This is a genomic window from Flavobacterium sp. CYK-55 (genome assembly GCF_018413465.1).
Taxonomy (GTDB): Bacteria; Bacteroidota; Bacteroidia; order Flavobacteriales; family Flavobacteriaceae; genus Flavobacterium.
The window spans coordinates 57,011-82,778 of the sequence record NZ_JAHCDK010000008.1 but is presented as its reverse complement, the minus strand read 5'-3'; the positions used below and the strand labels follow the sequence as shown (position 1 = coordinate 82,778).

Annotated in this window: 25 protein-coding genes; 10 read left to right on the top strand and 15 right to left on the bottom strand. The window is 43.7% G+C overall.

From position 1 onward, the window contains the following. Window positions 1–16 precede the first annotated feature (16 nt). From KIH23_RS09785 to KIH23_RS09775, 3 genes are read left to right on the top strand one after another with little or no spacing between them, the layout of a single operon-like run. Window positions 17–715, top strand: a complete 699-nt coding sequence (locus tag KIH23_RS09785) for a CoA transferase subunit A (RefSeq protein WP_213213304.1) — start codon at window positions 17–19, stop codon at window positions 713–715. A 2-nt stretch (window positions 716–717) separates the two neighbouring features. Beyond that, a complete protein-coding gene (locus tag KIH23_RS09780) occupies window positions 718–1,377 on the top strand; it encodes a CoA transferase subunit B (RefSeq protein WP_213213303.1) in 660 nt (219 codons plus the stop codon). Window positions 1,378–1,410: 33 nt separating this feature from the next. Next, window positions 1,411–2,613: a class I SAM-dependent rRNA methyltransferase gene (locus KIH23_RS09775; RefSeq protein WP_249684885.1), complete on the top strand. Its 1,203-nt coding sequence runs from the start codon at window positions 1,411–1,413 to the stop codon at window positions 2,611–2,613. A 264-nt stretch (window positions 2,614–2,877) separates the two neighbouring features. On the opposite strand, the gene KIH23_RS09770 is transcribed toward KIH23_RS09775, so the two are convergent. The 3 genes from KIH23_RS09770 to KIH23_RS09760 form a co-directional block, all read right to left on the bottom strand. Next, window positions 2,878–4,485, bottom strand: a complete 1,608-nt coding sequence (locus KIH23_RS09770) for a fumarate hydratase (RefSeq protein ID WP_213213302.1) — start codon at window positions 4,483–4,485, stop codon at window positions 2,878–2,880. 92 nt (window positions 4,486–4,577) lie between these two features. Then, window positions 4,578–6,017 (bottom strand): nucleoside recognition domain-containing protein, encoded by a 1,440-nt coding sequence (locus KIH23_RS09765; protein ID WP_213213301.1) that lies wholly within the window; start codon window positions 6,015–6,017, stop codon window positions 4,578–4,580. 36 nt (window positions 6,018–6,053) lie between these two features. Beyond that, window positions 6,054–6,767, bottom strand: coding sequence for a 3'-5' exonuclease (locus KIH23_RS09760; RefSeq protein ID WP_213213300.1), 714 nt, complete (start codon window positions 6,765–6,767; stop codon window positions 6,054–6,056). A 205-nt stretch (window positions 6,768–6,972) separates the two neighbouring features. Between KIH23_RS09760 and KIH23_RS09755 the strand changes: the two genes are divergently transcribed. Further along, complete coding sequence (locus KIH23_RS09755) at window positions 6,973–8,328, top strand: PQQ-dependent sugar dehydrogenase (protein ID WP_213213299.1); 1,356 nt, start codon at window positions 6,973–6,975, stop codon at window positions 8,326–8,328. Between the two features lie 2 nt (window positions 8,329–8,330). On the opposite strand, the gene KIH23_RS09750 is transcribed toward KIH23_RS09755, so the two are convergent. The 10 genes from KIH23_RS09750 to hemA all read right to left on the bottom strand — a co-directional run bounded on the left by KIH23_RS09750 (window position 8,331) and on the right by hemA (window position 17,364). Beyond that, window positions 8,331–9,488, bottom strand: coding sequence for a serine hydrolase domain-containing protein (locus tag KIH23_RS09750; RefSeq protein WP_213213298.1), 1,158 nt, complete (start codon window positions 9,486–9,488; stop codon window positions 8,331–8,333). Between the two features lie 38 nt (window positions 9,489–9,526). Continuing rightward, window positions 9,527–10,000: a methylated-DNA--[protein]-cysteine S-methyltransferase gene (locus KIH23_RS09745; protein WP_213213297.1), complete on the bottom strand. Its 474-nt coding sequence runs from the start codon at window positions 9,998–10,000 to the stop codon at window positions 9,527–9,529. Window positions 10,001–10,042: 42 nt separating this feature from the next. Next, on the bottom strand, window positions 10,043–10,444 hold the full coding sequence (locus tag KIH23_RS09740; protein WP_249684884.1) for a c-type cytochrome: 402 nt from the start codon (window positions 10,442–10,444) through the stop codon (window positions 10,043–10,045). 69 nt (window positions 10,445–10,513) lie between these two features. Continuing rightward, on the bottom strand, window positions 10,514–11,506 hold the full coding sequence (hemB, locus tag KIH23_RS09735) for a porphobilinogen synthase (RefSeq protein ID WP_213213296.1): 993 nt from the start codon (window positions 11,504–11,506) through the stop codon (window positions 10,514–10,516). 2 nt (window positions 11,507–11,508) lie between these two features. Continuing rightward, on the bottom strand, window positions 11,509–12,432 hold the full coding sequence (locus tag KIH23_RS09730) for a DUF4421 family protein (protein ID WP_317197034.1): 924 nt from the start codon (window positions 12,430–12,432) through the stop codon (window positions 11,509–11,511). Next, window positions 12,429–13,331 (bottom strand): oxygen-dependent coproporphyrinogen oxidase, encoded by a 903-nt coding sequence (gene hemF / locus KIH23_RS09725; protein WP_213213294.1) that lies wholly within the window; start codon window positions 13,329–13,331, stop codon window positions 12,429–12,431. Before hemF ends, KIH23_RS09730 begins: the two co-directional genes overlap by 4 nt. 146 nt (window positions 13,332–13,477) lie before the next feature. Next, window positions 13,478–14,503 carry a uroporphyrinogen decarboxylase gene (hemE, locus tag KIH23_RS09720; protein WP_213213293.1) on the bottom strand — a complete coding sequence of 342 codons (1,026 nt, stop codon included), beginning with the start codon at window positions 14,501–14,503 and terminating at the stop codon, window positions 13,478–13,480. Further along, window positions 14,500–15,177, bottom strand: a complete 678-nt coding sequence (locus KIH23_RS09715; protein ID WP_213213292.1) for a uroporphyrinogen-III synthase — start codon at window positions 15,175–15,177, stop codon at window positions 14,500–14,502. Before KIH23_RS09715 ends, hemE begins: the two co-directional genes overlap by 4 nt. A 4-nt stretch (window positions 15,178–15,181) precedes the next feature. Further along, a complete protein-coding gene (gene hemC / locus KIH23_RS09710) occupies window positions 15,182–16,108 on the bottom strand; it encodes a hydroxymethylbilane synthase (protein ID WP_213213291.1) in 927 nt (308 codons plus the stop codon). Beyond that, complete coding sequence (gene hemA, locus KIH23_RS09705) at window positions 16,105–17,364, bottom strand: glutamyl-tRNA reductase (RefSeq protein ID WP_213213290.1); 1,260 nt, start codon at window positions 17,362–17,364, stop codon at window positions 16,105–16,107. The genes hemC and hemA overlap by 4 nt, the downstream gene beginning before the upstream one ends. 228 nt (window positions 17,365–17,592) lie before the next feature. On the opposite strand from hemA, the gene KIH23_RS09700 reads away from it, so the two are divergent. Genes KIH23_RS09700 through KIH23_RS09675 form a run of 6 tightly spaced genes read left to right on the top strand, consistent with a single transcriptional unit; the run spans window position 17,593 to window position 23,965 of the window. Then, window positions 17,593–18,465 (top strand): AraC family transcriptional regulator, encoded by an 873-nt coding sequence (locus KIH23_RS09700; protein WP_213213289.1) that lies wholly within the window; start codon window positions 17,593–17,595, stop codon window positions 18,463–18,465. A 12-nt stretch (window positions 18,466–18,477) separates the two neighbouring features. Continuing rightward, window positions 18,478–19,494: a ferrochelatase gene (gene hemH, locus KIH23_RS09695; RefSeq protein WP_213213288.1), complete on the top strand. Its 1,017-nt coding sequence runs from the start codon at window positions 18,478–18,480 to the stop codon at window positions 19,492–19,494. Between the two features lies 1 nt (window position 19,495). Next, window positions 19,496–20,035 carry a CopD family protein gene (locus tag KIH23_RS09690; protein ID WP_213213287.1) on the top strand — a complete coding sequence of 180 codons (540 nt, stop codon included), beginning with the start codon at window positions 19,496–19,498 and terminating at the stop codon, window positions 20,033–20,035. Between the two features lie 2 nt (window positions 20,036–20,037). Next, on the top strand, window positions 20,038–21,510 hold the full coding sequence (locus KIH23_RS09685) for a sensor histidine kinase (RefSeq protein ID WP_410505139.1): 1,473 nt from the start codon (window positions 20,038–20,040) through the stop codon (window positions 21,508–21,510). Between the two features lie 9 nt (window positions 21,511–21,519). Continuing rightward, window positions 21,520–22,302, top strand: coding sequence for an enoyl-CoA hydratase/isomerase family protein (locus KIH23_RS09680; RefSeq protein ID WP_213213286.1), 783 nt, complete (start codon window positions 21,520–21,522; stop codon window positions 22,300–22,302). 1 nt (window position 22,303) lies between these two features. Then, window positions 22,304–23,965 (top strand): hypothetical protein, encoded by a 1,662-nt coding sequence (locus tag KIH23_RS09675; protein WP_213213285.1) that lies wholly within the window; start codon window positions 22,304–22,306, stop codon window positions 23,963–23,965. Between the two features lie 10 nt (window positions 23,966–23,975). Here the strand turns inward: KIH23_RS09675 and KIH23_RS09670 are convergent, their stop codons facing one another. Then, the gene (locus KIH23_RS09670) at window positions 23,976–24,626 is read right to left on the bottom strand and encodes an HD domain-containing protein (protein WP_213213284.1); all 651 of its coding nucleotides are present in this window, start codon (window positions 24,624–24,626) and stop codon (window positions 23,976–23,978) included. 135 nt (window positions 24,627–24,761) lie between these two features. Further along, window positions 24,762–25,751, bottom strand: a complete 990-nt coding sequence (locus KIH23_RS09665; protein WP_213213283.1) for an acyl-ACP desaturase — start codon at window positions 25,749–25,751, stop codon at window positions 24,762–24,764. Window positions 25,752–25,768 lie beyond the last annotated feature (17 nt).

Here is a 25,768-nt window from a genome sequence, read left to right as displayed (position 1 = left end):
AACCTAAGCATACGCTATGATTAATAAAAAAATACATACAGTTCAAGAAGCTTTAGAAGGCATTCAAGACGGAATGACCTTAATGCTCGGCGGGTTCGGTTTGTGCGGAATTCCCGAAAACAGCATCGCCGAACTCGTGCGCAAAGAAACCACCAACCTCACCTGTATTTCTAACAATGCCGGTGTGGACGACTTTGGATTGGGCTTGCTTTTACAGAAAAAACAAATCAAAAAAATGATTTCGTCTTATGTAGGCGAAAATGGCGAGTTTGAACGTCAGATGCTTTCAGGTGAACTCGAAGTTGAACTCACTCCACAAGGAACTTTGGCCGAAAAATGTCGCGCAGCTCAAGCCGGAATTCCCGCTTTCTATACGCCTGCCGGTTACGGAACCGAAGTAGCCGAAGGCAAAGAAACCCGCGAATTCAACGGAAAAATGCACGTGATGGAACTCGCTTACCAAGCCGATTTTTCAATTGTAAAAGCTTGGAAAGGCGACGAGGCCGGAAATCTTATTTTTAAAGGAACCGCCCGCAACTTCAACGCTGTAATGGCCGGCGCTGCCAAAATCACCATTGCCGAAGTTGAAGAATTGCTACCGGTGGGTGCGCTTGATCCGAACCAAATTCACATTCCGGGCATTATGGTTCAACGCATCTTTCAAGGTGAAAAATTTGAGAAAAGAATCGAACAACGCACCGTCAGACAAAAATAATTATGGCTTTAGATAAAAATCAAATTGCAAAACGCATTGCCCGCGAAGTCAAAGATGGCTTCTATGTCAATTTGGGTATTGGCATTCCGACGCTTGTGGCCAATTATGTGCGTACCGATATTTCGGTTGAATTCCAAAGTGAAAATGGCGTTTTGGGCATGGGTCCGTTTCCGTATGAAGGCGAAGAAGATGCCGACATCATCAATGCCGGAAAACAAACCATCACTACTTTGCCGGGTGCGAGTTTTTTTGATTCGGCTTTTAGCTTTGGCATGATCCGCGCACAAAAAGTTGATTTAACCATCCTCGGCGCTATGGAAGTTTCTGAAAACGGCGATATTGCCAACTGGAAAATTCCCGGAAAAATGGTCAAAGGTATGGGCGGCGCGATGGATTTAGTAGCCTCGGCCGAAAACATCATCGTTGCTATGATGCATGTGAACAAAGCCGGCGAAAGCAAAATCCTCAAAAAATGTACGCTTCCACTCACCGGTGTAGGCTGTGTCAAAAAAGTAGTGACTGAATTGGCCGTCATGGAAATCACTCCGAATGGATTTAAACTTTTAGAGCGTGCTCCGGGTGTTACGGTGGATCACATCATTGCTTCCACCGAAGCCGAACTCATCATTGAAGGTGATATTCCTGAAATGACGATTGATTAAAAAATAAAAATCACTTATATAAGCCACCCATGCATGACCCAGTTGTGCATTTGTGGCTCTTTTTATCCTATGAGTTTTCCAAAAGTCATTCTAAAAGCCGGAAAAGAAAAATCTCTGCTGCGCCGCCATCCGTGGGTGTTTAGCGGAGCTGTTTACGGTGTAAGCCGCGAAATTGAAGACGGCGAAATGGTTGAAGTAGTCGATGCCAAAAACACGCGCTTAGGCCATGGTTATTTTTCAGACAAAGGCAGCATCGTGGTGCGTTTGCTTACGTTTGGCGAAGAGGAATTTACCGCCAACTTCTGGAGGCAAAAACTGCAAGCGGCTTGGGAAATGCGTCATGAAATTCTTGACTTTTCACAAACCAACGCTTTCAGAGTCATTCATGGCGAAGGCGATGGAATTCCGGGATTGATTGTTGATTTTTATAACCAACATTGGGTGCTGCAAGCGCATTCAAGCGGTGTTTTTCAGCAAATGCAAGTCATTGCCCAGGCTATTGAGCAGGCTTTTCCGGAGCATTGCCAAACATTGTATTGTAAGAGCAGTGGCACTTTGCCCAACACCGGAACCGACTTTTTCTTAAAAGGAAACACGCCTGAAACCGTTGCCCAAGAAAACGGCATTTCGTTTCATGTGAATTGGGTCGAAGGGCAAAAAACCGGATTCTTCCTCGATCAGCGCGACAACCGAAAATTGTTGGGTTCGTTCTCAAAAAACAAAAAAGTACTCAACACTTTTTGTTATACCGGCGGCTTCTCGGTCTATGCCATGCAGGCTGGTGCTGAACTCGTAACCTCGGTTGATATTTCGCAAAAAGCGGTTGATTTGGCCACCAAAAATATGGACCTCTATTTTGCCAAAGCCCAACATTCAGCGGTAGCCTCAGATGTTTTTGAGTTCATGCGTACCCACGCCCAACAATACGATGTAATAGTGCTTGATCCGCCGGCTTTTGCCAAAAGCATCAAGAGCAAACACACCGCCACACAAGCCTACAAAAGGCTCAACATGGCCGGCCTCAAAGCCTTGGCGCCCAAAGGAATTCTCTTTACGTTTTCGTGCTCGCAAGTCATTGACGATGTGCTTTTTTATAACACCGTAGCCGCGGCCGCCATTGAAACCGGACGCAACATTCGCGTGCTGCACAAACTCACCCAAGGCCCCGACCACCCAACCAACATTTACCATCCTGAAGGCCATTATTTAAAAGGCTTGGTCTTGTATGTTGAATAATCTTTGTTGATTTTAGAAGCGAAACATCGTCGTTTTCAGAAACTTTTGTCCTGCGCTCGGCTGTCGCTTTTTCGCTGCGCTGCAAGAGCTCCGACAAGGCCTCGCTCAGGGCTAATGAGAAAATTTAGTGTTTCAGTTCATACGTTGCCCGCGTGAGTGATGGCAGCTAGGTGCCGCGCACCGCGAACAGCACGACCCGCAGGGGCACGCCCCAATATAAAAGCCTCTAATGAAAGAGGCTTTTATACTTAACTGAATTTTATTTTAGTGGCTCAAGGCTGCAAAAAAATCGTTGCCTTTGTCATCGGTAATAATGAAGGCCGGGAAATCTTTAACCTCAATTTTGCGCACGGCTTCCATGCCGAGTTCTTCAAAATCAACCACCTCAACCGACAAGATGTTTTCTTTGGCGAGAATGGCCGCCGGGCCGCCAATTGATCCCAAATAGAATCCGCCGTAGGTTTTACAAGCATTCATGACTTCTTTGCCGCGGTTGCCTTTGGCCAACATAATCATGCTGCCGCCGTGCTTTTGGAATTCCTCAACATACACATCCATTCGGCCGGCCGTGGTGGGCCCGAAGCTCCCTGATGGCATTCCGTCCGGAGTTTTGGCCGGGCCTGCGTAATACACCGGATGATTTTTGAAATATTCCGGCATGGGTTTTCCGGCATCGAGTAATTCTTTGATTTTGGCGTGGGCAATATCGCGCGCTACAATGAGCGTTCCGTTGAGTTTGAGTCGGGTTTTAATCGGGTATTGCGACAACTCGGCCAAGACTTCTTTCATCGGTCGGTTGAGATTCACAATGACCGGATCTTCCAGATGAGGCGCCACAGCCGGTAAAAATTGCGCCGGGTTGGTTTCGAGTTGTTCCAAGAAAATGCCCTCAGCGGTAATTTTGCCTTTGATGTTGCGATCGGCCGAACACGAAACGCCCATGCCTACCGGACAAGAAGCGGCGTGGCGCGGCAAACGAATCACGCGTACGTCATGCGTGAGGTATTTTCCGCCAAACTGTGCTCCGATGGAACTTTCTTGACAAATCTGCTGAATGCGCGCTTCCCAATCTAAATCGCGGAAGGCTTGACCGGCCATGTTTCCGTTAGTGGGTAAATGGTCGTAATAACCCGCAGAAGCTTTTTTGACGGCTGCTAAATTAGCTTCGGCAGAAGTGCCTCCAATAACAATGGCTAAGTGATACGGCGGACATGCCGAGGTGCCCAAATCCATGATTTTCTCGCGGATGAATTCGTTTAAAGATTTTTCGTTGAGCAGCGATTTGGTTTTTTGATACAAAAAGGTTTTGTTGGCCGAGCCGCCGCCTTTGGCCAGAAACAAGAATTCGTATGAGCTTCCTTTTTTGGCGTAAATATCAATTTGGGCCGGCAGGTTGGAACCTGAGTTTTTTTCTTCAAACATCGAAATCGGGACAATCTGCGAATAGCGCAAATTTCGGTTCTGATAGGTGTTGAAAATGCCGCGTGAAAGCCACTCAGCATCGTCGGCACCGGTGTATACGTTCTCGCCTTTTTTGGCCATAACAATCGCGGTTCCGGTATCTTGACACGAAGGCAATTCTCCGCCTACCGCGACTACTGCGTTTTGCAGTAAATTATAGGCTACAAATCGGTCGTTGTCGGTGGCTTCAGGATCGTCAATAATGTTGCGCAATTTCTGAAGGTGTGAAGAACGCAGCATGAACGAAACGTCTTTGAGCGCTTCTTCGGCCAAAAGTTCTAATCCTTTCGGATCAATGGTGAGGATTTCTCGGTTGCCTAGTTTTTCAACTTTGACATAATCAGAAGTGAGTTTTTTATACGGGGTATCGTCTTGTAAAATCGGATAAGGATCTTGATAGATAAAGTCCATTTGTGTTGCATTTTAAGTTGCGTAAAGGTATGAAAAAAGCCCTGAAGCAAAAGTATGTTTCAGGGCGTTTGTTGCTTATTTGCTATAGATTTTTAGAAAAACCATCCGGCCACCAAAACCGCCGCCAACACACAAATAAAATCAACCAAAAGCATCGTGCTCAAAGTATATCGCGTGTTTTTGATGTTGACAGATCCGAAATAAACGGCTATCACATAAAACGTAGTTTCGGCGCTGCATTGAAAAATACAGACGAGTCTTCCGGTAAAAGAATCCGGGCCAAAGTTGCGCATGGCATCAATCATAAAACCGCGCGAACCTCCCGAGCTAAACGGACGCAACATGGCTACCGGCAATGAATCAGTGATTTCTTTGGTGACACCGATGTGTGCAAAAACAAACGAAATTCCGTTGCTGATAATTTCAAACAAACCACTGTTGCGGAAAAACGAAATCGCCACCAACATCGCCAAAACATACGGGAAAATCTTCACCCCGGTATGCATCCCGTTTTTAGAACCTTCTACAAAAGTGTCAAAAATGGTGGTGTTTTTTTCGGTAAACTTTCGTTCGTTGGCAAACGAAAAAATGAGCGTTGCGCCTATAATGGCCACGAGCATCAAGCCCGATAAATTTGAGGTAAAAAAGCTTTTCCCAATCAGATCAAGCCCGTTGATGTACAACAACAAACCTACAATCGCAGCCACGACCGTCATGATAGAAACCAACAAAGTCGCACTCAAAAAATGAATGCGCTGACGAATGCCCACAATAATCAGAGCGGCGATGGTTCCGATGAACGAAGTGATGATACACGGCAGCATCACATCGGCCGGATTGGTCGCATTCTCGGCGGCGCGATAGCCAATAATCGAAGTCGGAATCAAGGTCAAACCGGCCGCATGCAAACACATAAACATAATTTGTGCATCGCTGGCTTTGTCTTTATCCGGATTGATTTCTTGCAATGATTCCATCGCTTTGAGCCCAAAAGGTGTTGCGGCCGAATCGAGCCCCAAAAAGTTCGCGGCAAAATTGAGCGTCATATACGAGATAGACTCATGATTTTTGGGCACCGACGGAAACACTTTGGCAAAAATCGGACTGAGTTTTTTGGCCATTTTCTCAGAAGCGCCCGAAACAATCAGCAGTTCCATGAGCCCGCAGAAAAAGGTCAAATAAGCCAACAACGGCAAGATCAAATCAAGGAGCGTGTTTTTGCAAGTCGGCAACAAACCGTCGGCTTTTTGAACACCACTGTATACTTTGACCGTTTGGTTTTTATAAACATAAGTCGTGTCGGCATCTGCCTCGTTTTTATTGATGATGATGGTTTGGTCGGGCGCCTTTTCAATGCTGTCACGCAATAAAACGGGAAGCTGATTTTTGTATTTCTCGGCAATGAGCACCGGATCATCTTTCTTTCCGTTGAGCACATAATCAATGGTATATTGACTTCCGGAAGTCAGGCTGACCACCACAAAAAGAATCGATGAAATAAAAATCACCAACCAAAATCTACTTAAAACCATGTGTTTCTTTTTTGGTAAAAATAACTAAATAGAATTTCAGACGTGCAAAATTTCGTCGTCGATAAGCAAATCTTCACGACGCAAACGCAAAAAAACCTGCGCCACAGCAATGACGTCTTTCTCGCAATAAGTAATGATGCGGTCAATATCGTTTTCAACATAAAAAACCTGCGCCACCTGACTGCCGTCAATATCGCCTTTTGACGACGGAATTCCGAGCACTTTAGTTAGTAATTTGAGCGAAGTAAAATGCTTATAATCCCCGAATTTCCAGAGTTCGAGTGTATCTAAATGCGGAACTTCCCACGGTTTTTTGCCGAATAAATTGAGTTTGTCGGGCAAGGCAATTCCGTGGATGATCATGCGTCGGGCAATAAACGGAATATCAAATTCTTTGGCGTTGTGTCCGCACAAAATATGTTGTGCTTGTCCAAAATGCTGCGTGAGTAATTGGGCGAAATCTTTGAGGATTTTGGTTTCTTCGCCAAAAAATGACGTCACTCTAAAATGACGCACATCGCCTTTGAGCGTAAAATAACCTGCTGAAATACAGATGATTTTTCCGAATTCGGCCCAAATGCCGGCGCGCTCGTAAAAGTCTTCGGCGCTGTATTCGTCGCGGCGTTGGTATTGGGTTTTTTGTTCCCAAAGCGATTTCATTTCCGAGTCAAGTTGCTCGTAGTTTTCTTGCTGCGGAACGGTTTCAATGTCTAGAAACAGAATGTTGCTGAGTAAAATTTTTTGAATCATGGCGTGTAAAATTAAGAGTTAAACGGCTTTTATAGGCTGCAATTTAGCGATTCTTTTTTTCGGTTGCTCAAAACAGAATTGAAAAAATCGGTTGATTTTACTTCTTCGTGCTAACCGTAAGAAATATTTTTCTAATTTTAAACCAATTGTTTTGGTTTGGTTTTCAGCTAATTATCAAACAAAACAAATTAAAAAGAGCTATACTATGAAAAAGAAATTCCTCCTTTGGGCAACTTGCCTGTTGCCTTGGCTTGCCCTATCGCAAATCAATCTGGGCACCACTGTTTTGACCAATACCGTTGTCGCGAGCAATTTGGCTGTTCCGTGGGATATGGTTTACGGGCCTGACGGCTGGATTTGGTTTACCGAACTTTCAGGAAAAATCAAAAGAATGCATCCGGATACTTATGAAGTCCAAACGGTTTTTACATTGCCCGATGTGGCACTTTTTGGCTTTAGCGTGGGTTTGCACTCGATGATTCTGCATCCGGATTTCAACAACAATCACTACTTATACGTGCATTACGCTTACACCAATACAACGAGCAAAATTGTGCGCTATGAATATGATTCGGTCAACAATACTTTGGCCAACGCTACGCTGATTATGGGCAGTATTCCGGCGGGTGTTTCGCACAATGGTTCTCGGATGGTAATTGTAGATGACAAACTGTATATCTGCTTGGGCGATACCTATTCAACGCCGGCAGTGGCGCAAAATCTGAGTTCTATCAACGGAAAAGTTTTGCGTATGAACCTCGACGGAAGCATTCCCGATGACAATCCAACCGCAGGGAGTTATGTTTATTCATTCGGTCACAGAAACCCGCAAGGGCTGTGCTATGCCAACGGAAAATTCTACAGCTCAGAACACGGAACAACCGCCAACGACGAAATCAACATTATTGAGCCCAACCGAAACTATGGTTGGCCAACGGTAGAAGGCGTTTGCAATACCACTGCTGAAATCGCTTTCTGTAACGCCAACAATGTTGCTGAGCCTATTTGGTCTTGGTCACCTTCGATTGCACCGGCGGGTATTGATTATTATCACAACAGCGCGATTCCTGAATGGGATCATTCACTGCTGTTGGTTGTGCTCAAAAACAAAGAACTCATTCAGCTTAAACTCAATGAAGACGACACACAAGTAACGCAACAAAACATCTATTTGGTCAATACCTACGGACGTTTGCGCGATTTGCTGGTGCTGCCCGACGGACGCGTTTTTATCTGTACGTCAAATAAAGATTATGCCGGAACTCCGGGCGCTACCGATGATCGAATTATCGAACTCAAAAATCCCGCAGCCATGAGTACGCATGTTCCTGATGCTGACTTGACCAAGATCTATCCGATTCCGGCCCAAGGCGTTTTGAACATCGATAGCTCGGTAAAAATCAACTCAGTTATGGTTACAGATAACGTTGGAAAAGTGATTTATGCAGAAGCATTTACCCCGCAAATCAACACGAGTTCGTGGGCAACAGGCATGTACTTTATTCAGTTATTAGATGCCGACCAAAAAGTAATTGACCGCAAAAAAGTGCTGATTGAATAAGATTATTTTCGGTGGGCCAACATTTGGTAGCTTTCATCCAACCAAGCATAAAAATCATCGCTGTGCGGATTTCCGGTGCTGCTTTTTTGGGTGCGATGGCCCAGTCTGACAATGATCAGATCATCTTGCGGAACCACAATCACATATTGACCTAAGTGACCGCGCATATAAAACACTTTTTTGTCGTGGTAGGTACACAACCACCAGCCATAACCATATTGAGGTGAATCTTCAAACCGAGGTTGGGTAGAACACGCTATAAAAGTGCTGTCGAGCAAAACCGCGCCGTTCCATTTTCCGGATTGTTTGTAGAGTTTTCCAAAACGGGCAAAATCGCGCGCATTACTGGCAAAACAACAATAAGCTTTAACGATTCCATCTTGGTGGTCTGTTTGCCAAAGAGCAGAATTTTCAGCCCCCATCGGGTTCCAAAAGTTTTGGGCTACATAATCGGCCAAGCTCATGCCGGTGGCTTTTTCGATACACATGCCCAAAAGTTGGGTGTTTCCGCTGAGATATTTATAAGATTTTCCGGGTGTTTCGATTCCTTTGAGGCCTAAAATAACTGAAGTCAAATCGGTATCAAAATACGCGCGGGTGGTAATTGAAAAAGGACTGTAATACGATTCATCCCAATCAAGTCCTGAAGCCATCGATGACAAATCGCCAACGGTCATGGTTGCTGATTTTCCTTGGGCAAACTGCGGAAAGAAATCTGAAACTTTTTGATCTAAACTCTTGATTTTTCCTTGCATTATGGCCTTGCCGAGTGACGCTGACACAATACTTTTGGCCATAGAGAATGAATTCGAAGGTGTGTCTTTGGTATAATCGTCGTAGTAACTTTCGCTCCAAAGACTGTCGTTTTTGATGATCAGAAACGCTACCGAGCCTACTTTTTTGTGCCATTGTTCTAAAGTTTGCGTAGGCTTGATCGAATTGTAATCTTTGGCATAAGCCCACGGTTGCGGATGCTCACTGGCCGGAAGGGTCCGGTTGTCAAACTTTTTGTAATCGTCTAAATAAGCCGTGGTATGCCCGGTGAGATAAACCGTTCGAACAGCGGTGAGTAAATAATCGAGGTTAAAAGCATACAACAAACCAACGGTCAGCGCGCAAAACAGGAGCAAACCCACGAGTATTTTTTTCAAGCGTTTCATAAAATCAGGTTTAAAGACCTCGCTCGAAGATAGGAAAACTAAAACAAACTTTGTTGTTTGACCGGATTTTCGTGTTCGAGCAACCATTGCTTGCGCCAAAGTCCGCCGGCATAACCCGTAAGCGAACCGTCTGAACCAATCACACGATGACACGGAACCACAATCCAAAGCGGATTTTTACCATTGGCTGATGCGACGGCGCGAATGGCTTTGACATCGCCGAGTTTTTTTGAAAGCTCTAAATAACTGGTGGTTTTTCCGAAGGGAATCTCAAGCAAAGCACGCCAAACTTTTTGCTGAAAATCGGTGCCTTGTGGGTTCATCATAAAGCTAAAATCAGTGCGTTTTCCGGCAAAATATTCTTGCAGTTGTGTGACGGCTTCTTTGAGTTGTGGTGGAATTTTTTTAGAAACCGCGCCTTCTTTTAAAATAGAAATTTTAGAAATACCTTGCTCATCACCTATTAAATAGGCAACTCCGAGCGGCGTTTGAATGTAAACTTCTTGCGACATAACACAAATAAAAGTCTACGAATATAGCAAATTAACCGCTGGCTATTTTGCAAAACTCATGATGTAGGCCTCGATATTTTGGCGCTCTTCGGGTGTCATCATTTTGGTGATGGCAAAATTGGCTTTCATGGTTTCATACAGCGCCGGATCAACTACCGGTTTTGATTCTTCGTTGATAAAAGCAGCCACACTCAGACCTTTTTGCTTGTAGATCGTTGCAATGTCTTTGAGGCTGGGGCCAACTACTTTTTCGTCGGGTTTATGACAAGTAGTGCATGTACCTTTGCCTTCAAAAATTTCTTGGCCTTTCTCAGCGGGCGTTTGTGCAGTAGCGGCAGCTTCGGGTTGTTTTTTTCCGAAATCTTGCTCTTCTTTTTTGGTATTACATGCGACTAAAAAAACGATAGCCGCTGTTAAACTGATATAAATGGCAGTACGCATCATGATTATTTTTTGACAAAGATAAAGCGGGCAACCTACCCGCTTCATGACTTTTATCACTAATGAATGGTTTTATGATTGAATCAATCGAACAACATCTTTGGCAAAATAACTTGCAATCAGATCGGCACCGGCGCGTTTAATGGCCGTTACTTGCTCTATCATAACAGCGTCGTGATCGAGCCAACCGCGCTCAGAGGCGGCTTTGATCATGGCATATTCGCCTGAAACTTGATAGACCGCCACCGGAACATCCACGGCGTTTTTTACCTCACGAACAATATCCAAATAAGCAATACCGGGTTTGACCATGACAATATCAGCGCCTTCATCAATATCCATTTGGGTTTCACGAATAGCTTCAATGCGGTTGTGATAATCCATTTGGTAGGTTTTTTTGTCTTTGGGAATGTTTTGCAAATCTACCGGCGCACTATCCAACGCATCGCGAAACGGGCCATAATGGGCCGAAGCATATTTAGCGCTGTACGACATGATTCCGGTATTGATAAAACCGGCGTCTTCCAATGCCTCGCGAATGCTGAGAATACGTCCGTCCATCATATCACTTGGTGCCACAAAATCAGCTCCGGCTTGGGCATGCGACACACTCATTTCGGCCAAAACGGCGGAAGTGATATCATTGGCAATTTGTCCGTTTTCAATAATGCCATCATGACCGTAAGACGAGAACGGATCTAAGGCCACATCGGTCATGACCAGCATTCCGGGCTCAGCGTTTTTGACAGTTTTAATCGCGCGCTGCATCAGTCCGTTGGGGTTGAGCGCTTCGGTGCCTTTGTTGTCTTTGAGGCTGTCGGGCACTTTGACAAATAGCAAAACCGACTTGAGCCCGAGCTTCCAAAGTTCTTTGATTTCTAGGCCGAGTTGGTCTAAACTAAGTCTGAAATAATTGGGCATCGAAGGAATTTCTTCGCGAATATTTTGGCCTTCGGTTACAAAAAGCGGCACGATAAAATCATGCGGACTCACAATGGTTTCGCGCACCAAAGAACGAACGGCTTCGGTGCTGCGCAAACGGCGATTTCTGCGTAATGGAAACATATTTATTTTTTATTTAGATGATCAAAAAAAGTTTTGAGTTTTTCAGGCGGATCAAATCGATAGCCCAGAGCAAATTTCACCGTGGATACTTGATCGTTCAAACGGACATTTGCTTGTTCATTTTGAATAAAATTGATGGAATTACCCGTAAGATAGGTAAAAAACCGATCCGTATTGTACCCTATTTTGAGGTTGCTGCTGAATTCATAAAGCGGATAACAATCGCGGTCAATCCAAGTTAAACCAGCGCCGGCGGCCAAACCCAGTCCGATTAAAAATCGTTGACTGATGGCCAAGTTATGATAATATGACGGCGCCAAAGATAAAGTATAGATATCGCTGTGCGGATTGTTGCTGTCATCGTTTAAATCGAGATTGGTATAATAAAACGATATCGACGGAATAAAACTGCCGGCGCTTTTGGTTTGCCATTGCTTTTGGTTGGCCAACGTTCTAATTGAAAATTTATCGTTAAATACATACGAAGTCGAGCCACCTATTTTGGTCGAAGCCAACTCAGGAAAGCCAATTTCACGATCCGTATAACTGACATAAAAGCCCCTTTGATAGATGTATAAAAAAGATTGCATCCATTTTTGGACGTAGAGTCGGGTATTGATACTAAAGAATTTTGAACCGCTGTTGTCTTTGTTTACTTCAAAGAATTTAGGCGAAATACCACCGCTGATGTCAACAAATCGATAACTGAGTTGCGCGCCCAATTGGGTTCTTCGGTTTGGGTTTAAGTTTAATCGAACCGGTGTTCCGCTTGATTGATCAATGATTTCAAAACTATTCGAAGTATCTATTAAATAAGTACTCAGAATGATTTGGTCGTTATACGATTTAAAATACGGCGATGCCTGCGTTGGGTTTTGTGCCCAAGTGCTGATCGATATACAACATAAAACGCAGAACTTTTTCACAGCCAATCAATCGGTTTTTTGAGCATGTCCAACAATTTTTCTTCTTCGCTTCCGGCTTCGGGATGATGGTCATAAACCCACTGCACATGTGGCGGTAGGCTCATCAAAATCGATTCGATACGGCCATTGGTTTTGAGTCCGAACAAGGTGCCTTTGTCGTGCACCAAATTGAATTCAACATAGCGCCCGCGACGAATTTCTTGCCAGGTTCTTTGCGCTTCAGTGTATGGTAAATCTTTTCTTTTTTGCACAATCGGCACATAAGCCTGAAGAAAACTATTGCCGACTTCGGTGACAAAATCATACCAATTTTGCATCGACATTGGCTCATGGGCTTTGCAATAATCAAAGAACAAACCGCCTATGCCGCGGGCTTCTTTTCGGTGTGTGTTCCAAAAATAGGCGTCGCATTGTTGTTTGTATTTAGGGTAAAATTCGGGATTATGTTTATCGCAAGCTGTTTTACAGGTTTGGTGAAAATGACGCGCATCTTCTTCAAACAAATAATACGGCGTTAAATCTTGGCCGCCGCCAAACCAACTTTGCATGATGTTGCCTTGTTCATCGTACATTTCAAAATAGCGCCAATTGGCATGCACGGTTGGCACCATCGGGTTTTTGGGGTGAATCACCAAGCTCAAACCGCAAGCAAAAAAATCAGCCTCGCCCACACCAAACATTTTTTGCATGGTATCGGGCAATTTTCCGTGGACGGCTGAGATGTTGACACCGCCTTTTTCAAAAACGGCTCCGTTCTCAATCACACGGGTTCTTCCGCCACCGCCTTCGGAGCGATTCCAAAGATCTTCGCGAAACTTGGTGCTGCCGTCAACGGCTTCAAGGCCTTGACAAATTTGGTCTTGAAGGTTTTGAATGTAGGCGTAAAATTGATCTTTCATTGGTTGTTATTTTTTTAAACCTACAAGGTTTTGAAAACCTTGCAGGATGTTCTGACGCTGCGAGTTGTTTCTGGAAACGACACCCGCGTGAGGGATGGCAGCTGGGTGCCGTGCACCGCGAACAGCCCGACCCGCAGGGGCACGCCCTATTTTTGATATTCTTTGACCGCGTCAATAAAAGCCTTGGCGTGATCTACCGGAATGTTGGGCAAAATGCCGTGTCCGAGGTTGACGATGTATTTGTCTTTGCCGAATTCATCGATCATTTGATGCACCATTTTTTTGATGGTCGGAATCGGCGACAGCAATCGGCTCGGGTCAAAATTACCCTGCAAAGTGATTTGGCCTCCGGTTAGGTAACGAGCGTTGCGCGCTGAACACGTCCAATCAACTCCGAGCGCTGAGGCTTTGGATTTGGCCATATCGTTGAGCGCAAACCAACAGCCTTTGCCAAAGACAATGACTTGGGTTTCGGGCGCTAAGGCTTCAACAATTTGGTTGATGTATGGCCAAGAGAATTCTTGATAATCAACCGGCGAAAGCATGCCGCCCCAGCTGTCAAAAATCTGAACGGCATTGACGCCGGCTTTGATTTTTTCTTTGAGATATAAAATGGTGGTATCGGTGATTTTTTGCAGTAAAGCATGCGCCGCTTCGGGTTGCGAGAAGCAGAAACCTTTGGCGGTATCGTAACTTTTAGAACCTTTTCCTTCAACGGCATAACAGAAAATCGTCCAAGGTGAACCGGCAAAACCAATCAGGGGAACCTCATCGTTGAGCATTTCTTTGGTGAGTTTAATGGCGTCCATGACATAGCCTAAACTTTCGTGGATGTCTGGAATATACACTTGCTCAACGGCTTGCATAGAACGAATCGGGTTGGGAATAATGGGCCCGATGTTGTCTTTGAGTTCTACCTCAATGCCCATGGCCTGCGGAACTACCAAAATGTCTGAGAACAAAATGGCGGCATCGGGTTGTACGATGCGAATGGGTTGCACGGTGATTTCGGCAGCGAGTTCAGGCGTTTTGCAACGCGTAAAAAAATCGTATTTGTCGCGCAAGGCACGGAATTCTGGTAAATATCGGCCGGCTTGACGCATCATCCACACCGGTGGACGCTCGACGCTCTCGCCATTGAGGGCTCTAAGAAATAAATCGTTTTTGATCATGCTTGTGGATTTCTGTAATACTGTAAAACTTGTATAATGGTGTTTTCTATGGTGGGCTTTGTTGCGGTAATAATCGGGTTTGTGTGGTTATTTAACGCGGCGGCGGTGGTACTTCCGATGCAAAAGCAAACGGCCTCTGTGAGCGGATTGTTTTGCAAATAACTTTCAACAGCCGATGGACTAAAAAAAAGCAGAGCGTTGGGCTCACTCGTTATTTTGTGTGGTGTAAGACGCGTGCGGTATACTTGAATTTCATCGAGTGAAATTTGATGTTCGCTGAGCAAATTCGGGAGTTCATCGCGACGCAAATCGCCACAAAAAAAAGCAAACCGATGCGCGCGGAAATCAGCGGTGATTTTCTGGGCCAACGCAGCAGCATTAACGGCAACAGCAACCACTTGGGCTTGATTTTTTTCGAGCAAGCTTTGGGTTTTTTCACCGACGCAAAAACACGGTAACTCGGTTAATAAAGATGTGTAAGAACTTTGCAACAAACTTTCAACGGCTTTTTGACTCGTAAAAATAAGTGCGTTATAGGGGGCGTTGAGGCTGAAATGAACCGGCTCTGTTTGGATGAAATCAGCTTCAGAAACCGAAAATCCGGCGTTGAGCAAATATTGTCTTTGTCCGGCAGACAGCTTTTTGGTGGACAATATGCGCACGGCAGCGGTCATCGACCTATGATTTTGTATTGAGTTGCTGACGCAAAACTTCCATGATGGCTGCTCCTCCGTTTTCAAGCACTTCTTGAGCGGCATAAAATCCGAGTTTTTTCCAGTCTTCAATAGGAACTCGTTTTTCAACACTGACTTTTTTGGTACCATCAGCCAGTAAAAGCGCACCGGTAAAAATGATGGTTTCATCGTTTTCAATGCGGGCGTAAGCTCCGATGGGCGCTGTACATCCGCCTTCGAGCGTTTTGAGAAACTGACGCTCAATGTGCGTGCAAACTTGGGTTTCGACATCGTTGAGTTCTGAAACGGCATCCATGGTAAAACTGTTTTCGGCCATGGCCATGACCACCATCGCGCCTTGTGCCGGAGCTGGAGTCATCCAATCAAGCACTTGGTGGTTTTCGGGTTTGAGGTTGATGCGTTCTAAGCCGGCAGCAGCGAAAATAGCTCCATCCCAAGGGTTATCTTGTAATTTTTGTAAACGCGTATTGACATTGCCGCGCAAATCAGTCACCGTGTGGTTCGGGAATTTATGGAGCCACATGGCTTTTCGGCGCAAACTTCCGGTAGCAATCGTAGCCGGACGATTCTTAAAATCTGAATTGCCTTTAAAAAGCAACAAATCATGTACACGTGCGCGCTCTAAAACGGCTCCTTGAGCAATGCCTTGCGGAAGCGCCGTAGGCACATCTTTCATAGAATGCACCGCAATGTCTACCTCGCCTTTAATCATCGCTACATCAAGCGTTTTGGTAAAAATACCGGTAATGCCGAGTTCGTATAAAGGTTTGTCGAGGATCAGATCGCCTTGTGATTTTACAGCGATGATTTGTGTTTTGTAACCCAAATCGTTGAGTTTTTTCTGAACGGTGTGCGCCTGCCACAACGCCAATTCGCTATCGCGGGTGCCTATGCGGATGATTTGACTCATGAGCGGGCAGCAGTTTCTAATTGGAATACTTTTTCAATCCACTCGATGCTTTCGTCAACGAGTGTGTTCTCATCTTTGAGGTGACTGGCAAAGTGATTGGTGATTTTTTGTATGATGCGGTTGGTAATGAGCTCTGCTTGTTCTTGGTCAAAATTGGCCATTTTCTTGCGTTGAATATTGAGCTCGCCTTCTTTGATAGAATGTAATTTTTCTTTGAGCGCTAAAATGGTTGGCACGAACTTTCGGTCTTTGGTCCAAGCGATGAATTCTTCTTTGATTTCTTCAATGATCGCCTCGGCTGCCGGAATGTGTTGTTTGCGTTTTTCGAGCGTTTCATCGGTCATTTGCGATAAGTGATCCATATGCACCAAGGTAACACCCGGCAAATCTTTGACGTTTTCGTTCACGTTTTTCGGAATCGACAAATCTAAAATCAACACCGGTTTTTTGAGGTTCAAAATGGCTTTGTCAATGGTTGGATTTTGAGCGCCTGTGGCCACAACCACAACATCGGCTTTTTGCAATTCAAGTTGTAATTCTGAATAATCTTTAACAATCAAATTGAGTTTTCCGGCCAATTTCTCAGCTTTGTCTTTGGTTCGATTGATGAGGGTAATGTGCTCATTTTTGGTGTGTTTGACCAAATTTTCACAAGTATTTCTTCCGATTTTTCCGGTGCCGAACAACAAGATGTTTTTCTGACCGATATCGGGCACATTTTTGATGATATATTGAACCGATGCAAAGGATACCGAAGTGGCTCCGGTACTGATTTCGGTTTCATTCTTGATTTTTTTACTCGCTTGAATGACCGCATTGATGAGTCGGTCCATATACGTATTGACCAATTTCATCGCTTTTGATTCATTGAATCCGGCTTTAATTTGGCTGATGATTTCAAAATCGCCCAAAATTTGACTGTCCAAACCGGTTCCTACGCGAAACAAATGGTTGACCGCTTCTTGGTTTTTGTATACATAACCTACTTTTTGGAAATCTTCAACGGTTCCGTTACTAAACTGACAAATCAATTTGATGAGTTGAAACGGATGCTCGGCAAAACCATAGATTTCAGTACGGTTACAGGTTGAAGTGACAATTAGGCTTTCAATGCCTTCACGTTGTGCTTGCTCCAACACCTGAGTTTTAGCTTTTGTGTCGAGGCTAAATGAACCTCTGATCTCAGCATCGGCTTTTTTGTAACTCAAGCCAACGGCATAAAAGTATTGGTGTTTTGGGGTCATTTGGTTTTCCATAGTTTTTTTACGCAACAACGTGAGACAAAATTACTGTGGTTGTTTTTATAAAAATAACGCTAAAAGTTCTTTTTGTGTCGCTGTGGGATATTTTGTTCTAAAATGTACCTTAATTCGTTATTTCTTTTAAATTTGCTCTAAAATCAAGCCTTTTGAGTGTTGTTATGTAGAATAATTCTAAATAAAAACATCGCTTGATGTAAAAACCGATTTTGAAAAAGTATCGCTATGGGTTCTCAGGAAATAATAACAATCGAAGAAGATTTTACCCTAATTCGATTTCAAAACGATTCACTAGATACGTATAAAATACAGCGTCCGGTTCGTTTGGGACTGATTCAGTTTCACTTTGGCATTAAAGGCAAGGCGCGTTTTGTATTCAATCAAGGTTCATATACTCTAGATTTAATAGAAGAAAAAGCGCTGCTGCTCTACAATCCGCAAAAAGAATTGCCGCTTGATTTAGAAATGGAGCCTAATTCTTGGGTAATTTCGGTGATTGTTTCGATTCAAAAATTTCACTCATTATTCTCGGAACAAGCCAGTCATATTCCGTTTTTAAGCGTAGAAAATCGCGATAAAAAATACTATTCTGAAAACGACATTAGCCCGTCGATGGCCATCGTGCTCAATCAATTGTTTCATTACAATTTGCATCCGTCCATTAAAAACATGTACTACAAAGGCAAAGGTTATGAGCTTTTGAGTTTATTTTTTAATCGTTCTGAAGATCCCGATGCCGAGCAATGTCCGTTTTTGGTTGATGAAGAAAACGTCATGAAAATTCGTCGCGCCAAAGACATCATCATCGCGCAAATGGCCGAGCCACCAGGTTTGCAAGAATTGGCTGATCAGGTAGGCCTGAATTTGAAAAAACTCAAAATGGGATTCAAACAAATATACGGCGACACGGTTTATGGCTTTTTGTTCGATTACAAAATGAACTATGCGCGCAAATTGCTTGACAGCGGTTCGTATAACGTCAATGAAGTCGGGCTCAAAATCGGCTACAGCACGGGCAGTCATTTTATTGCTGCTTTTAAAAAGAAATTCGGAACTACCCCGAAAAAATATCTGATGTCTATTAACATAAGTGTATAAAAACCAATCAAATTGAAAAAAGGAGTCCTACTTGTCAACTTGGGTTCGCCCGATAGTCCACAACCGAAAGATGTAAAAAAATACCTCGATGAATTTTTGATGGATGAGCGCGTGATTGATCTTCCGTATCTGCTGCGCGCCTTCTTGGTCAAAGGCATCATCTTGAATACGCGTCCGAAAAAATCCGCAGCTGCGTATCAAAAAATTTGGTGGGAAGACGGTTCGCCGCTCATCGTACTCTCCAAAAAATTACAACAAAGAGTACAACCCAAAGTATCGGTTCCGGTGGCTTTGGGTATGCGCTACGGAAACCCGTCTATTGAAGCAGGTTTGACTGAATTACACCACCAAGGCGTTACTGATGTATTGCTGATTCCGCTGTATCCGCAATTTGCGATGGCTACCACAGAGACCATTTTGGTCTTGGCTGAAGAGATTCGTCAAAAGAAATTTCCGCAGATGAATATTACTTCGGTTCCGGCTTTTTACAACAAAAAAGAATATGTAGATGCTTTAGCGCATTCAGTCAATGCCGAACTCAAAGCGTTTGAACCTGAATATTTGCTGTTTTCGTACCACGGAGTTCCCGAGCGACACATCCGCAAGTCTGACATCACTAAATCGCATTGCAAAATTGACGGTCAATGCTGCGTAACTGACTCGCCGGCTCATGAGTTTTGCTATCGTCATCAATGCTACGAAACCACACGCCAAGTAGCCGAGCTTTTACAACTCAAGGAAGGAACCTACAGCACTTCGTTTCAATCGCGTTTGGGCCGCGACCCTTGGCTACAACCCTACACCGACGCCACCATTGACGGATTGGCACAAAAAGGCATCAAAAAACTCGCGGTGGTCACCCCGGCTTTTGTGTCGGATTGTTTAGAAACACTCGAAGAAATTGGCATGGAAGCCGCGCATAGTTTTAAAGAAAACGGCGGAGAAAACTTCAAAGCCATTGCTTGTTTGAATGATGATGAGCAGTGGTGCGATGCGCTCGCAGGATGGATTAACCAATGGTCAAAATAATATGTATAACTACGTCAAAGCGCTGCATCTGATTTTTGTGATTACTTGGTTTGCCGGGCTATTTTATATTGTGCGGTTGTTTGTGTATCAAATTGAAGCCAAAGACAAGCCATCGCCTGAGCGAGAAATTTTAAGCGCGCAATACAAAATCATGACCTATCGTTTGTGGTACATCATCACTTGGCCGAGCGCTGTTTTGGCGACTTTATTTGCCTTGATGTTGCTGCATCTCAATCCGGGTTGGCTATCCATGTCGTGGATGCAAGTCAAACTCGTGTTTGTGGTATTGCTGTTTACGTATCATTTTAAATGTCATCAAATTTATCAAGAACTTCAAAAAGACGTGGTCAAATACAGTTCAAATTTTATGCGGTTGTGGAACGAAGGCGCCACAATTATTCTATTTGCCGTGGTGTTTTTGGTGATTCTTAAAAACGCCATTGATTGGGTCTACGGTGTATTGGGCATTGTTGCTTTTTCGATTTTAATCATGCTTGGCTTTAGATTTTACAAAAGAATTCGCGAGAAAAACAACTCATAATTATGCTCAAAGGCTTCAAAATGTCGATGCTTTCATTGCGTATCAGGATTTTCCTGTCGATGATTGTATTGATTTTGATTGCCTCGATTTTAATGGCTTCGATTTCGATTATTCAATTTAAAAACGAAGCCCGCGATTATCACCAAGAAAGGCTCGAGCGCAAAGAAACCGCCATCAAAGAGCACATCAATTACGTTTTATCAACGACCACTTATCCGCTCACGCCGCGCAATTTGGGTGTGATTTTCAAAGATAAGATTCATGAACTCGCACAAATTCACAGCCTTGAAATCAATATTTACAGTTTAAACGGCAAGTTGCTCAAATCATCGAAGGCCAAATTTTCAGTCGATAGCGTTTCGCCACCGATTCCCAAATATATTCTCAAACTCGTTCAATCATCGATTGAAAAACGATACGTTGACATCAAAAACATCAATGGAGTCAAAAACCGCTCATCATACAGCCAAATCAAAGACGAGAAATTCAAGCCGCTCGGAATTTTAAACATTCCGTATGTTGAAGACGATGGTTTTTATGAAAAAGAATTGCAAAATTTCTTGATCAGACTCGGGCAAGTTTATGCCTTTATGCTCGTGATTGCCTTTGCGCTGGCTTATTTCTTGGCGAGTTATATTACCCAATCGCTCAAAACCATTTCTGACCGTTTGAGCGAAACGAGTTTGAACCAAAAAAACCAAAAAATCGTGCTCGAGGCCAACAGCAAAGAAATCAATTTGCTCATCAATGCCTACAACGACATGGTGGATGAACTCGAAAAAAGTGCCGTGAAATTGGCGCAAAGCGAACGCGAAGAAGCTTGGCGAGAAATGGCCAAACAAGTAGCGCACGAGATTAAAAATCCGCTCACACCGATGCGTTTGACGGTGCAGAGTTTTCAGCGAAAATTTGACGCCAATGACCCTGAACTCAAACAAAAACTAAAAGATTATTCAGATACGCTTATACAACAAATTGATACGATGAGCGCTGTGGCTTCGGCCTTTTCGAACTTTGCCTCGATGCCGGCCCAGCAAAATGAAACCCTCAATGTGGTGGAAGTGGTTGAACTTGCGCTGGATATTTTTAACGAAGATTATCTGGTTTTTGAATCAGACGAAAAAGAAATCATCACCAAAATGGACCGCACCCAACTAATTCGCATCATCACCAATTTGGTCAAAAATGCCATTCAAGCGATTCCGGAACAACAAGCTGAAAAGAAAGTTCTGGTTTCTGTTCGCCGACATCCGAGTGAAGTAATTATTATGGTGCGCGACAACGGAAGCGGCATTGAAAACCAATTTCAAGACAAAATATTTGAACCCAAGTTTACCACCAAAAACAGCGGAATGGGGCTTGGTTTGGGAATTATAAAAAATATCATCGAAAATTATAAAGGAACCATTACTTTTGAAACACAAACCGGTCAGGGCACTACTTTTATGGTGGCGCTTCCGCTGACCTCAGCTTAATAAAACCTTATGAATTACGAAAATATCCTCGTGAGTGCCGAACAAGGCATCGCTACCATTACCATCAATCGCCCCAGCAAACTCAACGCGCTCAACAAAGCCACCATTGCCGAATTGCACCACGCGCTCAACACTTTAGACTTGGACGCTTCGGTGCGTGTGATCATTATGACCGGAAGCGGCGAAAAAGCTTTTGTAGCCGGTGCTGACATTGCTGAGTTTGCCGATTTTTCGGTTGAAGAAGGCGCACAATTGGCTGCTCAAGGTCAAGAACTTTTATTTGATTTTGTAGAAAACCTCAGAACGCCAGTGATTGGTGCCGTCAATGGTTTTGCGCTCGGCGGCGGATTAGAACTCGCTATGTCGTGCCATTTTAGAGTGGCTTCGGACAATGCCAAAATGGGCTTGCCGGAAGTTTCACTAGGCGTTATTCCGGGTTATGGCGGAACCCAACGTTTACCGCAACTCATCGGAAAAGGCCGCGCCCTAGAAATGATCATGACCGCCGGAATGATTTCGGCTGAAGATGCCTACCGCGCCGGACTCGTGAACCACGTTGTTGCGCAAGCTGAACTTTTAGATTTTTGTAAAGGGATTGCCGCGCGCATCATGAAAAATTCTCCGATGGCCATTGGTCAAGCCATCAAAGCGGTTAATGCCAATTTTAAAGAGGGTGTCAACGGTTTTGAAACCGAAATCAAAGCGTTTGGCAAATGCTTCGGAACCGAAGATTTCAAAGAAGGAACTACCGCTTTTTTAGAGAAGAGAAAAGCTGAGTTTACGGGTAAATAATATGGTGAATAAAACCGCATTGCTCCTATTTCTTTTGTGTTTTTCATGGCTTGGAAATGCGCAAAACACTCCTTTTTCGGTTGAAAAAAGCGCTCTTTTTAAAGACGAGTATAAGCAGTCTGTGTTTGTTTTGGCTGAAAAAGACACATCGGGTGATTTGATTTTTGCTCGTTATTATGAAAGCGGTGGACTCACGCCCGGAGATGGTCTGTACATTGAAAAATATGGTTCTGATCTGAAGTTGAAAAAAGAATTTGATTTCAAAACCGACCATCCAAATTCTGAAAAATACAATATGATTGTGGGTGTTTTCTCGGCAAGCAACATCATTCACATCATTGAAATTTACTACGATCTTGACCAAAAAGCGGTTGTTTGTCGATCAAATAACATCGATGCAAATTTCAAGGCTTCGCGCAAGGAGCTGTTTAGTTTATCTGTAAAAGAGCTTCAAGATTTGGGTTCTTTTTCTATGCAGCAAATTTTCTTTGATCGCAGTAAAGAAATGTGGTCCAACAATCTTTCAGGCGAGATTAAATCTGAAACTGATTTATCAAGACCTGAGAGCACTTTTCCGAGAATTCCCTTCAATATTTCAATGGTGGTCAACGAATCTAAGACGGCTTTTGCAGTGGCTTTAGACATCAAACAAACCAAATCAAAAATGCTCAAAATGTATTTGTTTGACAGCAACTTAAAGCTAAAATTTGATGCCGATTTGACTCGTGAACAAAAAGATGAAAAGTATATTTTTCAGAATATTCAGGTGGCTGGTGACGGAAACTCATTGTGTTTTTTAGGCAAATCTTATGATGAATCTTTGCGCAAAAAAGAAACCGGAGGTAAATACTTTTTTGAGTTGATACAAATAACCGCATCAAATCAGAAGATTTTAAAAATAGATCCTGAAAGTCATTTTATTGGCTATTTAAAACCGATTATTCGCGGGCAAGAAATATATTGCTTGGGGTTCTTTTCTGATTTAAATGATTCAAATTATACCGGAATCTGTTACTTCAAAACCAATATTGGTTTGAACGCTGTTGAGAAAACCAAATTCAATCCATTTTCAAAAAGATTAATCAGCGATAAATACGGCGCGATAAAAGAAGGAAAAAAATACAAAGCCTTGACCAATTTGGTTTTTAGAAATGTGTCTTTTACAGAAAATCAGGATTTGTACTTGAGCGCAGAAGAAGAAGAAATCACCACATCTTCAAGCGGCGTAGGTGTGGGCGTAGGATCTAAAACCAAACTGACTTATGAGTATGACGACATCATCAGCGCCAAGCTCAATGCTGATGGCGAGGTTCTTTGGGATAGATGCATCAACAAAAATCAACATCGGTCTGATGAAGATAATTTTTACATTTCATATACCTCCATGGTCAAAAATAATGCTTTGTACTTTTTTATCAATGCCGATGAAAAAGTCAAAACCTTGAATGATGGAAGAATTGAATTCGGACAAGTAAGTAAAGACAAATCAAATCTAAATGTTCTACGAATTGATGCCTCAGGAGATTTTGATCATCAAGAAATACTCAATAATATAGACAACCCTATTCCGTTGATGGTTTCTAAAGGAATTGTGATAGACAACGTAGTCTATTTTCTGGGCAGAAAAGGTAAAGAAAAACAGTTGCTTAAAATAACTTTGTAAAAAACTTCGGTTACTTCTCGCCTTCCCACTCGGCATAAAACTGCGCTAAAAATTGCTCCATAAAATGATGTCGTTCCTGAGCGATTTGCTTCCCGGATGCTGTATTCATTTGGTCTTTAAGCAACAAAAGTTTTTCGTAAAAATGGTTGAGCGTAGGCGCGGTACTGGCCTTGTATTCTTCTTTGCTCATGTGCAAATTGGGCGCAATCGCCGGATTGTACAAAGGTCGGTTTTTGAATCCGCCGTAATTAAAACAACGCGCGATTCCGATGGCGCCAATGGCATCTAATCGGTCGGCGTCTTGCACAATTTGAAGCTCTTTACTGGTTTGGGTACGCTCAAAATTACCGCCTTTAAACGAGATGTGCTCGATGATAAAAAGCACCTGAGCGATGAGTTCTTGCGGAGCATCTTGCGTAAGCAGAAATTCTTGGGCTACTCTAGGCCCGACGGTTTCGTCGCCGTTGTGAAACTTGCTGTCGGCGATATCATGCAAAAGCGCTCCGAGTTTGACTACCGTGAGATCACAACTTTCAGCTTGCGCGATGAGCAACGCATTTTTGTATACGCGCTCAATATGAAACCAATCGTGTCCGCCTTCGGCATTTTGCAGCTGCTGACGCACAAAAGTAATGGTGTTGTCAATGATAGATGGGTGCATAGGATGATAGGATTTGCGTGAGTGATGGGAGCGGTTATCCTTTTGCAGGCCGCGAGGCGCAAAAGATAAGAGCGTACAGCACGACAGCGCCGCAGCGCAGCGAAGGCGGTGGCACGCCCCAAAAACAGGAACGAACTATTTGATCAAAGCCGGAGTTACCCACTTGAAGGCATACGATTCTTGAGGAACCACCAAACGCTCGGACACTTTGGCCATACGCGCCGGAAGTTTCATGAGATAATCACGGGCTTTTTCGGCTTCGTCGGTCAGACCAGAGATTTTATCAATTTCCCAACGGTCAATGAGTTTTTGCATGATTTCAACGTAATCATTAGCCGTGTATACGCCGATTCGTTGGGCACAATCTGAGAAATGCTCGAAGGCCATTCCGATTTTGTCACCCGATTCGCGCAAGAAATGGGCCGGCATGGTGATTTTGAGTTTCATCATGTGTAAGAATGCAAGCATCATTTCGCTCGGATCAACTTTAAAAATCTCGCCCACAAAATCTGAATAGGCATGATGATGACGCATTTCGTCGCCGGCAATCATTTTGCACATTTTGGCCAAGCGTTTCTCGCCGTATTGTTTGGCTATTTGCGACACGCGGTTGTGCGATACATACGTAGCCAATTCTTGAAAACTGGTGTAAACAAAGTTTTTATAGGGATCGGCTCCTGTGCCAATATCAAAACCGTCGGCTATTAAATATTGTGTTGAAATTTCTACCTCGCGCATATTGATGCGGCCCGAAAGGTATAAGTATTTGTTGAGTACATCGCCGTGGCGGTTTTCTTCGGCTGTCCAGTTGCGCACCCAGCTTGACCAGCTATTGGGCCCGAGTTGATCAATACCTTCAACGGTCATGAGCCATGATTCATAGGTGGGTAATGCTTCTTCAGTAACGGCATCGCCAATAAGGGTAATCCAGAAATCATACGGAAGGTCTTTGGCAATTTCTTGAAGTTCTTTGATTTCTTCAAAAAAGTTGTCGTTTTGCGCATCGGGCAAAAAATCTGAAGGTTGCCAAATGGTATCGGTAGGAATGAGGTATTTGTCAACAAATGACCCGATTTTTCCTTCGAGCAACTGCATGACTTCTTTGCGAATGTTGATTACTGACATGTATAGTATTTTATTAG

Coding starts and splice junctions, on each gene's coding strand:
- KIH23_RS09785 (WP_213213304.1), top strand. CDS start 17: ATGATTAATAAAAAAATACATACAGTTCAAGAAGCTTTAGAAGGCATT.
- KIH23_RS09780 (WP_213213303.1), top strand. CDS start 718: ATGGCTTTAGATAAAAATCAAATTGCAAAACGCATTGCCCGCGAAGTC.
- KIH23_RS09775 (WP_249684885.1), top strand. CDS start 1,411: ATGACCCAGTTGTGCATTTGTGGCTCTTTTTATCCTATGAGTTTTCCA.
- KIH23_RS09770 (WP_213213302.1), bottom strand. CDS start 4,485: ATGGACTTTATCTATCAAGATCCTTATCCGATTTTACAAGACGATACC.
- KIH23_RS09765 (WP_213213301.1), bottom strand. CDS start 6,017: ATGGTTTTAAGTAGATTTTGGTTGGTGATTTTTATTTCATCGATTCTT.
- KIH23_RS09760 (WP_213213300.1), bottom strand. CDS start 6,767: ATGATTCAAAAAATTTTACTCAGCAACATTCTGTTTCTAGACATTGAA.
- KIH23_RS09755 (WP_213213299.1), top strand. CDS start 6,973: ATGAAAAAGAAATTCCTCCTTTGGGCAACTTGCCTGTTGCCTTGGCTT.
- KIH23_RS09750 (WP_213213298.1), bottom strand. CDS start 9,488: ATGAAACGCTTGAAAAAAATACTCGTGGGTTTGCTCCTGTTTTGCGCG.
- KIH23_RS09745 (WP_213213297.1), bottom strand. CDS start 10,000: ATGTCGCAAGAAGTTTACATTCAAACGCCGCTCGGAGTTGCCTATTTA.
- KIH23_RS09740 (WP_249684884.1), bottom strand. CDS start 10,444: ATGATGCGTACTGCCATTTATATCAGTTTAACAGCGGCTATCGTTTTT.
- hemB (WP_213213296.1), bottom strand. CDS start 11,506: ATGTTTCCATTACGCAGAAATCGCCGTTTGCGCAGCACCGAAGCCGTT.
- hemF (WP_213213294.1), bottom strand. CDS start 13,331: ATGAAAGATCAATTTTACGCCTACATTCAAAACCTTCAAGACCAAATT.
- hemE (WP_213213293.1), bottom strand. CDS start 14,503: ATGATCAAAAACGATTTATTTCTTAGAGCCCTCAATGGCGAGAGCGTC.
- KIH23_RS09715 (WP_213213292.1), bottom strand. CDS start 15,177: ATGACCGCTGCCGTGCGCATATTGTCCACCAAAAAGCTGTCTGCCGGA.
- hemC (WP_213213291.1), bottom strand. CDS start 16,108: ATGAGTCAAATCATCCGCATAGGCACCCGCGATAGCGAATTGGCGTTG.
- hemA (WP_213213290.1), bottom strand. CDS start 17,364: ATGGAAAACCAAATGACCCCAAAACACCAATACTTTTATGCCGTTGGC.
- KIH23_RS09700 (WP_213213289.1), top strand. CDS start 17,593: ATGGGTTCTCAGGAAATAATAACAATCGAAGAAGATTTTACCCTAATT.
- KIH23_RS09690 (WP_213213287.1), top strand. CDS start 19,496: ATGTATAACTACGTCAAAGCGCTGCATCTGATTTTTGTGATTACTTGG.
- KIH23_RS09685 (WP_410505139.1), top strand. CDS start 20,038: ATGCTCAAAGGCTTCAAAATGTCGATGCTTTCATTGCGTATCAGGATT.
- KIH23_RS09680 (WP_213213286.1), top strand. CDS start 21,520: ATGAATTACGAAAATATCCTCGTGAGTGCCGAACAAGGCATCGCTACC.
- KIH23_RS09675 (WP_213213285.1), top strand. CDS start 22,304: ATGGTGAATAAAACCGCATTGCTCCTATTTCTTTTGTGTTTTTCATGG.
- KIH23_RS09670 (WP_213213284.1), bottom strand. CDS start 24,626: ATGCACCCATCTATCATTGACAACACCATTACTTTTGTGCGTCAGCAG.
- KIH23_RS09665 (WP_213213283.1), bottom strand. CDS start 25,751: ATGTCAGTAATCAACATTCGCAAAGAAGTCATGCAGTTGCTCGAAGGA.